Origin of the sequence: Comamonas sp. B-9, assembly GCF_000410635.1 — a bacterium.
Classification (GTDB): domain Bacteria; phylum Pseudomonadota; class Gammaproteobacteria; order Burkholderiales; family Burkholderiaceae_C; genus Comamonas.
Window position 1 is genome coordinate 42,076 of sequence record NZ_KE148671.1, and the last position, 11,307, is coordinate 53,382.

General features: G+C 66.4%; 12 protein-coding genes. 9 read left to right on the forward strand and 3 right to left on the reverse strand.

Features of this window, described 5'->3' with window-relative positions; genetic code table 11:
* The 3 genes from H928_RS33900 to H928_RS29655 all read left to right on the forward strand — a co-directional run.
* On the forward strand, positions 1 to 287 hold a 287-nt coding region (locus H928_RS33900), incomplete at its 5' end, for a metal-dependent hydrolase (protein ID WP_239645071.1).
* On the forward strand, positions 287 to 2,419 hold the full coding sequence (glyS, locus tag H928_RS0123970) for a glycine--tRNA ligase subunit beta (protein ID WP_021028771.1): 2,133 nt from the start codon (positions 287 to 289) through the stop codon (positions 2,417 to 2,419). The genes H928_RS33900 and glyS, both read left to right, overlap by 1 nt.
* 85 nt (positions 2,420 to 2,504) lie before the next feature.
* Positions 2,505 to 3,065 (forward strand): histidinol phosphate phosphatase, encoded by a 561-nt coding sequence (locus tag H928_RS29655; protein WP_021028772.1) that lies wholly within the window; start codon positions 2,505 to 2,507, stop codon positions 3,063 to 3,065.
* Between the two features lie 92 nt (positions 3,066 to 3,157).
* Here the strand turns inward: H928_RS29655 and hemE are convergent, their stop codons facing one another.
* Both hemE and H928_RS0123985 read right to left on the reverse strand, forming a co-directional pair.
* On the reverse strand, positions 3,158 to 4,273 hold the full coding sequence (gene hemE, locus H928_RS0123980) for a uroporphyrinogen decarboxylase (protein ID WP_021028773.1): 1,116 nt from the start codon (positions 4,271 to 4,273) through the stop codon (positions 3,158 to 3,160).
* A gap of 102 nt (positions 4,274 to 4,375) precedes the next feature.
* Positions 4,376 to 4,900: a MarR family winged helix-turn-helix transcriptional regulator gene (locus H928_RS0123985; RefSeq protein ID WP_021028774.1), complete on the reverse strand. Its 525-nt coding sequence runs from the start codon at positions 4,898 to 4,900 to the stop codon at positions 4,376 to 4,378.
* A 188-nt stretch (positions 4,901 to 5,088) separates the two neighbouring features.
* Here H928_RS0123985 and H928_RS0123990 point away from each other — a divergent pair, with 188 nt between their 5' ends.
* Positions 5,089 to 6,072: a Bug family tripartite tricarboxylate transporter substrate binding protein gene (locus H928_RS0123990; protein ID WP_027011344.1), complete on the forward strand. Its 984-nt coding sequence runs from the start codon at positions 5,089 to 5,091 to the stop codon at positions 6,070 to 6,072.
* Between the two features lie 78 nt (positions 6,073 to 6,150).
* Entirely contained in the window at positions 6,151 to 7,488 is a 1,338-nt protein-coding gene (locus H928_RS0123995; protein ID WP_148293287.1) for a sulfatase, read from the forward strand.
* Positions 7,489 to 7,494: 6 nt separating this feature from the next.
* Here the strand turns inward: H928_RS0123995 and H928_RS29660 are convergent, their stop codons facing one another.
* Positions 7,495 to 8,052, reverse strand: a complete 558-nt coding sequence (locus tag H928_RS29660; RefSeq protein ID WP_148293288.1) for a hypothetical protein — start codon at positions 8,050 to 8,052, stop codon at positions 7,495 to 7,497.
* Between the two features lie 344 nt (positions 8,053 to 8,396).
* Here H928_RS29660 and H928_RS0124005 point away from each other — a divergent pair, with 344 nt between their 5' ends.
* The 4 genes from H928_RS0124005 (at position 8,397) to H928_RS0124020 (ending at position 11,140) form a co-directional block, all read left to right on the forward strand.
* Positions 8,397 to 8,870, forward strand: coding sequence for a rhodanese-like domain-containing protein (locus H928_RS0124005; RefSeq protein WP_021028778.1), 474 nt, complete (start codon positions 8,397 to 8,399; stop codon positions 8,868 to 8,870).
* Between the two features lie 50 nt (positions 8,871 to 8,920).
* On the forward strand, positions 8,921 to 9,871 hold the full coding sequence (gene epsC, locus H928_RS29665; protein ID WP_021028779.1) for a serine O-acetyltransferase EpsC: 951 nt from the start codon (positions 8,921 to 8,923) through the stop codon (positions 9,869 to 9,871).
* Positions 9,868 to 10,146: a helix-turn-helix domain-containing protein gene (locus tag H928_RS0124015; protein WP_021028780.1), complete on the forward strand. Its 279-nt coding sequence runs from the start codon at positions 9,868 to 9,870 to the stop codon at positions 10,144 to 10,146. Before epsC ends, H928_RS0124015 begins: the two co-directional genes overlap by 4 nt.
* 61 nt (positions 10,147 to 10,207) lie before the next feature.
* On the forward strand, positions 10,208 to 11,140 hold the full coding sequence (locus H928_RS0124020; protein WP_021028781.1) for a family 2A encapsulin nanocompartment shell protein: 933 nt from the start codon (positions 10,208 to 10,210) through the stop codon (positions 11,138 to 11,140).
* Positions 11,141 to 11,307 lie beyond the last annotated feature (167 nt).

Genomic DNA, 11,307 nt, shown 5'->3' on the forward strand with positions numbered 1-11,307 from the left:
AAGTGCCGCGCCTGGCCGGCTTTGCCTGGGTGTTTTTCTGCACTCTGTCGCACCCCTTGCTGGACATGATGACCAGCGGCGGCAGCGGCATTGCCCTGCTGTGGCCTTTGAGCTCCGAACGTTTTTTCAGCCCTTGGCGACCGATTGCCGTCTCGCCCATTGCTGCAGACCGCTTTTTCTCGCAGCGCGGTGTGCAGGTCCTGGTCAGTGAACTCTACAACGTATGGTTCCCGCTGCTGACCCTGGGCCTGTCCATCTTCGCGCTGCGCCATACCCGGAAATCCTGATGACTTCCTCTCCCAATCTTCTGGTTGAACTGTTTGTTGAAGAGCTGCCTCCCAAGGCGCTCAAAAAGCTGGGCGATGCCTTTGCCCAGGTGCTGCTGCAGCAATTGCGCGCGCAGGGCCTGGCCGGTGACGGCTCGCAGCTGACGGCCTATGCCTCGCCGCGCCGCCTGGCCGCGCTGATCACCGACGTGCTGCCGCGCGCCGCTGACAAGCAGGTGTCGCAAAAGCTGATGCCGGTGGCAGTCGGCCTGTCGGCCGATGGCCAGCCCACGCCGGCCCTGCTCAAGAAGCTGGCCGCGCTGGGCGCGGATGCCTCGGTGGTGCCGCAACTCAAGCGTGCTCAGGATGGCAAGGCCGAAGCGCTGTTCTACGACAGCACGGCCGCTGGCGTCAGCCTGGCCGAAGGCCTGCAAAAGGCGCTGACCGAAAGCATCGCCAAGCTGCCTATCCCCAAAGTCATGACCTACCAGCTCGAAGGCAACTGCGAATTGCCCGGCTGGAGCAGCGTGCAGTTTGTGCGCCCGGCGCACGGCTTGGTGGCCTTGCACGGCACCGAGGTGCTGCTGTCGATCGAAGCGCTGGGCCTCAAGGCCGGCAACACCACCCATGGCCACCGCTTTGAAGCGCTGGTCGATCCGCTGGCGATTGCCGATGCCGACAGCTATGCCAAGACCCTGGCCGAGCAGGGCGCGGTGATTGCCAGCTTTGACGAGCGCAAGGCCGAGATCGTGCGCCAGCTGCAGGCTGCGGCCGAGCGCGTGGGCGGCGGCGTCAAGCCGATCGACGACGAAGCACTGCTGGACGAAGTGACCGCCCTGGTCGAACGCCCGCATGTGCTGGTCTGCGCGTTCGAGAAGGAATTCCTGGGTGTGCCGCAGGAGTGCCTGATCCTGACGATGAAGGCCAACCAGAAGTACTTCCCGCTGCTCGCTGCCGATGGCGCACTGACCAACCAGTTCCTGGTGGTCAGCAACATCAGCCCCGCTGACGCATCGGCCGTGACCGGCGGCAACGAGCGCGTGGTGCGCCCGCGCCTGGCCGATGCCAAGTTCTTCTTTGACCAGGACCGCAAGAAGACGCTGGCCTCGCGCGTCGAAGCGCTGGACAAGGTGGTCTACCACAACAAGCTGGGCACCCAGGGTGAACGCGTGCAGCGCGTGCGCGCCATCGCCAAGAGCATTGCGCAGCAGCTGGGTGCCACCCAGCTGGGCAAGCAGGTGGACCAGGCCGCGCAGCTGGCCAAGACCGACCTGATCACCGACATGGTGGGCGAGTTCCCTGAACTGCAGGGCACGATGGGCCGCTACTACGCGCTCAACGACCAGCTCGACACGGCAGTGGCCGACGCCATCGAAGACCACTACAAGCCGCGCTTTGCCGGCGATGTGCTGCCCCGGGGCGAAGTCGGCGTGATCGTCGCACTGGCCGACAAGCTTGAAACCCTGGTCGGCATGTTCGGCATTGGCAACCTGCCCACCGGCGACCGCGACCCGTTTGCGCTGCGCCGCCATGCGCTGGGCGTCATCCGCATGCTGGTCGAAAAGGACCTGCCGCTGGACCTGGACACCCTGCTGGTCAGCACCTTGCCCGCCTTTGGCGACAAGATCGAAGACGCCAGCGCCGCGCTGGCCGACTTCATCTATGACCGCCTGGCCGGCAGCCTGCGTGAGCAAGGCTTTGGTGCCCAGGAAGTGGAAGCCGTGCTGGCCTACCGCCCCCAGCGCCTGGCCGATGTGCAAAAGCGCCTCGAAGCGGTGCGTGCCTTTGCCGCGCTGCCCGAGGCACCCGCACTGGCCGCTGCCAACAAGCGCGTGGGCAATATCCTGAAGAAGGCCGATGGCCCGGTGCGCGCCCGCGTGGACGAAGCCCTGTTGCAAGAGCAGGCCGAGAAGGACCTGTTTGCCGCGCTGCAGACCGTCGCGCCCAAGGCCGATGCCCAGTTTGCCGAAGGCGATTACACCGCCAGCCTGCAGACCCTGGCGGCCTTGCGCACGCCCGTCGATGCCTTCTTCGAGCATGTGATGGTCAATGCCGAAGACCCGGCGCTCAAGGCCAACCGCCTGGGCCTGCTGGCGACCCTGCATGAGGCGATGAACCGTATCGCCGATCTGTCGCGCCTGGTCGCTGCCTGATAAGCTGGATGGGCGCGCAGCCATTGTGCATGGCTGCCGCCCGCCAGGGCCGCGTGCCGCAGCCTGTCTTCGGAGGGAGCCTGTGATGAAACTTGCGATTCTCGAGCGTGACGGTATTGTCGGCCAGCCGGTGCTGGGCCAGCTGACCGGTCACCAGGACTGGCAGACCATGCCCGATGCCGCTATCAGCATCGCCCGGCTGAACCTGTCTGGCTGGCATGTGGTGCTGGTGGCCAACCAGCCCGGTCTGGGCCGGGGCCTCTACGACTGCGCCGCACTCAATGACTACCACCGCCAGATGTACAAGGAGCTGGCCACCGTCGGCGCCAAGGTCGATGCGGTGTTCTTCTGCCCCCATCCGCCCGATGACCACTGCGACTGCCTGGACGCCCAGGCCGCGCTGCTGCGCCAGATCCTGGACCGCTTCAACATGGAAGCGGGCAAGGTCGCGGTGATTGCCCGCAGCGCCAGCCTGCTGCAGGCCGCTGCCAGCCTGGGCGCGCGCCTGCACTGGGTCTCCGTGCCCGGGGGGCCGGATGCCGAAGCGGCGCTGTGCCCCTCGGAGGAGGCGCAGCAACATGCCAGCATGGTCCAGTGCACCGAGCACCTGCTGCAGACCATTGCGAACCGGCCGCCGCAGGGCTGAGAAGCGACGCTCTCTGCCCCATCAACAAAGCCCTGCCATTTAAAACGGCAGGGCTTTTGCTTGGGCGATATAGCAGCGCTCAGCCGCCGCCATCAAGCGCGCATCGCACGCGACTGGCTGTGCACCGCTTCGACCAGCGCGGCCACATGCTCGGGCGGCGTGAACTGGCTGATGCCATGGCCCAGGTTGAAGATATGCGTGGGGCCGGGGCGGCTGGTGTCGGTATGGGGCGCGCCAAAGCTCTCGAGCACATGGCGCACCTGCTCGGCAATGCGCTCGGGCGGTGCAAACAGCACATTGGGGTCGATATTGCCTTGCAGCGCCTTGCCCGGGCCACCGGCTTCGCCGCCGACAATGGCACGGGCTTTGCCGAGGTGGGCGGTCCAATCGAGGCCCAGCACCTCGCAGTCCAGATCGCGCATCTCGGGCAGCCAGATGCCGCCGCCCTTGGTGAACACGATGCGGGGCACATCGCTGCCATCGGCGCCGTGGCGCTTGAGCTGGCTGAGCACGCGCCTGGTGTAGGCCAGGCTGAACTGCTGGAAGGCGCCATCGGCCAGCACACCGCCCCAGCTGTCAAAAATCATCACGGCTTGCGCGCCGGCATCGATCTGGGCGTTGAGGTAGGCGGCCACGCTGTCGGCATTCACCTCCAAAATGCGGTGCATCAAGTCGGGGCGGCTGTACATCAGCGACTTGACCTGGCGGTAGTCATCGCTGCCCTTGCCCTCGACCATGTAGCAGGCGAGGGTCCAGGGGCTGCCGGAAAAACCGATCAGCGGCACCCGGCCATTCAGCGCACGGCGGATGCTGGTCACCGCATCGAACACATAGCGCAGCTTGTCCATATCCGGTACCGCCAGCGCCTGCACGGCGGCCTCGTCGCGCACCACCTGGGCAAAGCGCGGTCCTTCGCCTTCGGCAAACGACAGGCCCAGGCCCATGGCATCGGGCACCGTCAGGATGTCGCTGAAGAGGATGGCGGCATCGAGCGCAAAGCGCTCGAGCGGCTGCAAGGTCACCTCGGTGGCGTAGTCCACATTCGTGGCCAGCCCCATGAAGCTGCCGGCGCGTGCGCGCGTTGCCTTGTACTCGGGCAGGTAGCGGCCGGCCTGGCGCATCAGCCACAGCGGGGTGTAGTCGGTGGCCTGGCGGCGGCAGGCGCGCAAGAAGGTGTCGTTGCTCAGCGGTGCAAATGTCGTGCTCATGGGCAAGGATTGTCGCGCAGTTGCCGATGCCTGGGCAGCGATGCCGGTTTGCCCGGGTAGGGTATGGATCAAAGTTCGCGCAGATTGCGCTCCTGCGGCGGCTCAGCCCAGGTGGTTCTGGCGGTGGCCGGATTGGCGCGGCGGAAAGGCGGCATCGCTGGCCCCGTCCTGCGCGGCCCGGTTGGCCTGCTGCTGCAGGCTGTGCAGGCTCTGGTCCAGCTGCTGCAGCGCATCGGCGTCGAGCGCGGCCACCAGGTCGGTGTTGATGCGCCGCACCTGGGGCAGCAGCGCATCATGCAGGCGCTGGCCGGCAGGGCTCAGCTGCAGCGCGGCGCGGCGCCGGTTGCCTGTCTCGGTGGATTTGTGCAGCAGGCCCTTGGCCTGCATCGAGGCGATGGCGCGTGAGATGCGGGCCCGGTCGAGTTCGAGCAGATCGGCCAGTTGCGAGGGCTGCAGACCGGGCTGGCGCGCCAGCCACATCAGCACGCCCCATTCGCGCCGGGTGATGCCGTAGTGGCGCTCGCACAGCCGCGTGACCAGCCGGCCCGCCGACGCGGTGAGCTTGGCCAGGCGGTAGAGCAGCAGGTCGCTGGGCTGCTGCGGATCGGCAAGGGGGCTGGGCGGCACTGCGGGTAAATCCGGGCGATGGTTGATTAGAACAATTGTGCCCTGGTTTTCTACAGTGCAGGCATGCTGCGCTGGCGCTTGTGCGGAGGCTGAAAAAGCTTATGCCTTTAGGCTAGATCAAACGCGGCACCATAGAGGGCATCGGCCGCCCATGCGGCCCCTGTTCATAAGCATCGGAGACTCTCCCCATGGTTCAACGTCGTCATTTTCTCGGCCAGTCCGCAGCCATGGCTGCCTCGGTGCTGGCCACCACCTCGTCGCTGTGGGCCTTGCCCGCGCAGGCCCAGGACGGCGTGCTGCGCATCATCGTCGGCTACCCGCCCGGCGGCGCGACCGACCGTGTCGCGCGCATCGTGGCCGACAAGCTGCAGGCCAGCCTGGGCAGTACGGTGATCGTGGACAACAAGGTGGGCGCTGGCGGCCGCGTGGCCGCGCAGTTTGTGAAGAACGCGCCCGCCAACCAGCCGGTGCTGATGCTGGCCAACCCCGCCGTCATGGTGGTGGCGCCGCTGGTGGTGAACAACCTGGGCTATGACGCCGAGCAGGACTTTGTGCCGGTCAGCGAAGTCAACCGCTATGTGTTTGGCGTCGCTGTGTCCAGCGCCGTGCCGGTCAAGGAAATGCAGCACCTGCTCGCCTGGCTCAAGGCCAATCCGGCCAAGGCCAATATCGGCGTGCCTGCCACCGGCAGCCTGCCGCACTTCTTTGCGCTGATGCTGGGACAGCAAGCCGGCGTCGAGGCCGAGGCGGTGGGCTACAAGGGCTCGGCCCCGCTGCTCACCGATCTGATGGGCGGCCAGGTGCCGGTTGCCGTTGATACGCTCGACACGCTGGTGCAGCAGCACCAGGCGGGCAAGCTGCGCCTGCTGGCCGTCAGTGGCGATGCCCGCAACGCGGCCGTGCCCGATGTGCCGACCCTGAAGGAGGCCGGTGTGAACCTGTCTGCCGCTGGCTGGAACACCTTTTTCGCGCCCAAGTCCATGCCTGCCGCCCAGGTGCAGCGCTATGCCGCGGCCATCCAGAAGCTGATGCAGGACCCGGAGGTGCACAAGCAGTTTGCGACCAACTACCTGGACCCGGTGGCCAGCAGCGCCGAGCAGACCGCCAAGGCACTGCAGGCCTACAAAAAGCAGTGGGCGCCGGTGATCCAGGCCTCGGGCTACAAGCCCTGATCTGCTGCCCTTTGAGATACCAGACGCAGGCCGCGCACCGACCGGGTGCCGGCCTGCCATGACTGTGAGCGAGACCCCGTGTTGAAACGACCGAACATCATCTTTATCGTGGCCGATGACCTGGGCTACGCCGATCTGGGCTGCTATGGCGGCCGCCATGCCAGCTTTGGGGCCGTGTCGCCGCACATCGATGCGCTGGCCGCCGGGGGCCTCAAGCTCACGCAAGGCTATTCCAACTCGCCGGTCTGCTCGCCCACACGCTTTGCGCTGATGACGGCGCGCTACCAGTACCGCCTGCGCGGCGCGGCTGAAGAGCCGATCCGCACCGCCACGCGCGGCAACCCGGACCTGGGCCTGCCGCCCAGCCACCCCACGTTGCCATCGCTGCTGCGAGAAGCAGGCTACCGCACCGCCTTGATGGGCAAGTGGCACCTGGGCTACCCGCCGCATTTCAGCCCGCTCCAATCCGGCTACGAGGAGTTCTTCGGGCCCATGTCGGGCGGGGTGGATTACTTCAGCCACTGTGGTGCCAACGGCCAGCATGACCTCTGGTTTGGCGAGGCCGAGCGTGCGCAGCCCGGCTACCTGACCGACCTGATCAGCGACTATGCGGTGGACTATATCGACCGCATGGCAGCTGGCGCGCAGCAGGACACCCCCTTCTTTTTGAGCGTGCACTACACCGCGCCGCACTGGCCCTGGGAAACCCGGGACGACGAGGCGCTGTCGCGCGAGCTGGCCGAGAACAAGCAGGCCATCTACCACCTGCATGGCGGCAATGTCGAGAGCTACCAGCGCATGATCCACCACATGGACGAAGGCATTGGCCGCCTGGTGGAGCGCCTCAAGGCACATGGGCTGGCAGACGACACCCTGATCGTGTTCACCAGCGACAACGGCGGCGAGCGCTTCTCGGACAACTGGCCGCTGGTGGGCGGCAAGATGGACCTGACCGAGGGCGGCATCCGTGTGCCCTGGGTGGCCCATTGGCCACGCGTCATCGCCCCTGCGGGCGAGAGCCGCCAGACCTGCATGACCATGGACTGGAGCGCCACGATGCTGGAGATTGGCGGTGCGCAGGCCGCTGCCGACTACCCCTGGGACGGACAATCGCTGCTGCCGCTGCTGCAGGATGCGGCCTGGCACCAGGATCAGCCGCTGTTCTGGCGCATGAACCACCGGGGCCAGCGCGCGATGCGCGATGGCGACTGGAAATACCTGCGGGTCGACGGCGTGGACTATTTGTTCAACCTGCGCGCCGATGAGCGCGAGCGCGCCAACCTGGCGACCGTGTTACCGGAGCGCCTGCAGGCTATGGTGGCCGCCTGGGAGGCTTGGAATGCCAGCATGCCGCCGATCCCGGGGGATGCGACGGTGAGCCTGTGCTACACCGACGCCGACATGCCTCAGCGCTGAACACCGTCACTGGGCCGCTTGCGGCCCAGAGTCTTCTTCATCGTCCTCAGGAATCGCGGCCACGCTGATGCCGCCGAGCAAGGCCATCACCAGTGCAAACAGGTAGACGGCGTTGCTGATACCCAGGCTCAGGCTGTAGCCCCAGGCGATGACCGAGCACCAGATGCTGTCCTTGTACTGCGCAGCGCACCCCGATTGGGCGGGCATGTGTACATACCAGATGACGGCCACGGCGGCAAAGGCCAGCGCGACGACGACCCCCAGCGCATTGCGGTGGTAGCGCAGCATTGCGATCAAGGACAGCGGCACCAGCGCCCCCCAGACAAACATCATCAGCCAGCTGGCCATGGGCGCCTGGGCGAGCCAGCCAGACAGCGCGGGCCAGTGCAGCTGGGTCTGGATCAGCTGCAGCCCGTCGCGCACCAGCGGCAGGGCCAGCGCGGCGATGGCCACACACAGCAGCACGAGGCCCAGGCAGACCCGTTTGGCGCTGACATGGCGCCGGTGGGGGCTCCCGGCCTGGGCGGGCGAATGCAGATCATGGGAATGGGTAATGACAGCCATCTTTGTCTCCTGTAGGAGGCTGTCATTGCCGGTTGCCAGCACCGTGCAGGGTGCCAACAGCGGGCATTGCAGCCCTGTTTTGAGGAAGGACCGCAGCGCTTGGCCTGTTGCACTGCGACCGCAGAACTGCGCAGCGGGCCGGGGCTGAAGGGCTGCAGTCCACTGCGAGGCTCTGATTTCAATATAGCCTTATTCAGTGAATAGATCTATAGGCGCAGGCCGCAGGTGGCTGGCCTCGTATATGTGAAAAACGCATGTACAAGCGCATTTTTATTCCTGTTCCAACGGCGTCCAGAGGCCTAAATTGGTGGCTATCCCCATCCATTTGACCTTAGAGGCGTTTTATGACGACAACCGATATCAGCCTGCCCGATGTGCTGGAGGCAGCCTGGAAAACGGCGAACGAGCAGTCCCTGGGCTATGCCGGCAGCGTGCCGCCGGTGGCGGCCTGGCAACTGGTGCAGCAGCAGCTGGCGGTGCTGGTCGATGTGCGCTCGGCCGAGGAGCGCCATTTTGTCGGCCATGTGCCCGGCAGCATCCATGTCCCCTGGGCGACGGGCACGGCGCTGACCCGCAACCCGCGCTTTGTACGCGAGCTCGAAGCGCGCCTGGCCGCCCACGGCGGCAAGGACGCCGTGGCGCTGCTGCTGTGCCGCAGCGGCAAACGCTCGGTGCTGGCAGCCCAGGCCGCCGAGGCGGCGGGCTTTCGCCATGTCTTCAACGTGCAAGAGGGCTTTGAAGGCGAGCTCGATGCGCTGCAGCAGCGCGGCCATGGCGATGGCTGGCGCTTCCACCAACTGCCCTGGGTGCAGGACTGAAGCCCTGACCCTCTCCATGAGCGCGCGTTGATCCCCTACGAAAGCACCCCATGACCACCCCTTTTCCCATCCAAGAAGTGGCCGCACAGTTGGCCGAGCAGCGCCGCCAGTGGCGCGAGTCCCACCAGCGCAGCCAGGAGCCCGGCGGGCGCGAGTTTCCCTCGCGCGATGCGCTGGCGCAGACCCTGGGTCTTCTCAAAGGCGTGCTGTTCCCGATGCGGCTGGGCCCGCACGATTTGCTGCAGGAGAGCGAGGACTTTTATGTCGCCCATACGCTCGATGCCGCCTTGCACCGGCTGCAGACCCAGATTGCGCTGGAGCTGCGCTACACCCAGCGCAGCCCCGCAGGCACCGAGGAGCAGGCCCAGGGGCTGACGCGCCAGTTTGCGCTCGCCTTGCCCGGCATTCGCCGTCTGCTCGACAGCGATGTGCAGGCCGCCTACGAGGGCGACCCGGCTGCCCGCACCGTTGACGAGGTGCTGCTGTGCTACCCCGGCGTGCTGGCGCTGATCCACCACCGCATTGCGCACCAGCTCTATGCACTGCAGCTGCCGCTGCTCGCCCGCATCGTGGCCGAGCTCGCGCACAGCGAGACGGGCATCGACATCCACCCCGGCGCGCAGATCGGCGAGGGCTTTTTCATCGACCATGGCACCGGCGTGGTGGTGGGCGAGACGGCGGTGATCGGCCGCAAGGTGCGCATCTACCAGGCCGTCACCCTGGGCGCCAAGCGCTTTGTGCAGACCGAACAAGGCCATCTGCAAAAGGGCCAGCCGCGCCACCCGATCGTCGAGGACGGCGTGGTGATCTATGCGGGCGCGACCATTCTGGGCCGCGTCACCTTGGGCGCTGGCGCCGTCATTGGCGGCAATGTCTGGCTGACCCAGAGCGTGGCCGCCGGCGCGCATGTGACCCAGGCCTCGCTGCAGGCCGCTGCACAGAACCCTGCGCAGCGCTCCCGGAGCGAACCCGTCTTGCCCGCCGAGGAGGCCGCGCTATGAATGATTTTTCCCACCATTTCGGCCTGGCCGTGCGCCGCTCGCGCGAGGCCATGGGCTGGTCGCAGGAGCAGCTGGCCGCGCAGGCCGATCTGAACCGCTCCTATGTCGGTGAGGTCGAGCGGGGACAGGTAGCGGTGTCGCTGGCCACCATCGGCAAGCTGGCCCAGGCGCTGCAGGTGCCGCAGTCCACCCTGGTGCTGCGCGGCGAGGAGCTGCACCAGCACTACCTGGTGCGGGCCCAGCATATGCGGCGCTTGGCGGCGATAGCCGGTTGAGGCCCCAGCGCCCGCCAGCGATGATTTTCCTGTTCATTCACACGCGCAACCGGAGAGAAATATGACAGCGAATGTAGGCGGCACGACCGCATTGGGCGACAGTGCTGCACGGCAGTTAGCCAACGCCACCAAGACCGTTCCCCAGCTTTCCACCATCAGCCCGCGCTGGCTGACGCACCTGCTGCAGTGGGTGCCGGTCGAGGCGGGTATTTACCGACTCAACCAGGTCAAGAACCCCGAGGACATCCGGGTGGCCTGCACCGCCAAGACCCATGAGAACCAGTTGCCGCGCACCTTTGTCGAGTACGACGCGCAGCCGCGCGAGTTCTTCCTCAACGCCGTCAGCACCGTGCTGGATGTGCACACCCGCGTCTCCGACCTCTACAGCAGCCCGCATGACCAGATCAAGGAGCAGTTGCGCCTGACCATCGAGACCATCAAGGAAAACCAGGAAAGCGAGCTGATCAACAACCCCGACTACGGCCTGCTGGCCCAGGTAGCGGAAGACCAGCGCATCTTCCCGCTGACGGGTGCGCCCACACCCGATGACCTCGACGAGCTGCTGACCAAGGTCTGGAAGGAGCCGGCGTTTTTCCTGGCCCACCCGCTCACCATTGCCGCCTTTGGCCGCGAGGCCACGCGCCGCGGCACGCCACCGCCCACCGTCAGCCTGTTTGGCTCGCAGTTCATCACCTGGCGCGGTGTGCCGCTGATCCCCTCGGACAAGGTGCCGGTGGCGGACGGCAAATCCAAGATCCTGCTGCTGCGCGTGGGTGACAAGCGCCAGGGCGTCGTTGGCCTGTTCCAGCCCGGCCTGCCCGGCGAGCAGGGCCCGGGTCTGTCGGTGCGCTTCATGGGCATCAACAACCATGCGATTGCCTCGTACCTGATCTCGCTGTACTGCTCGCTGGCGGTGCACACGCCCGATGCATTGGCTGTGCTCGATGACGTGGAGATCAACAAGTACCACGACTACCCCGATACCTACAAGTGAGCAAAGGAGCCGCCATGGTTTCCGCCGTATCCGGCCTGCCCGAGCCATCGGGCGCGCCCATCTCCACCGAGCTGCTCGCGCAGCTGGCCACCGCGCTGTTTGCCGAGCGGCCGGGCGCACCCGGCTTGCCGCCGGGTGTGCAGGCGCCGGTGAACATTGCGCCGCCG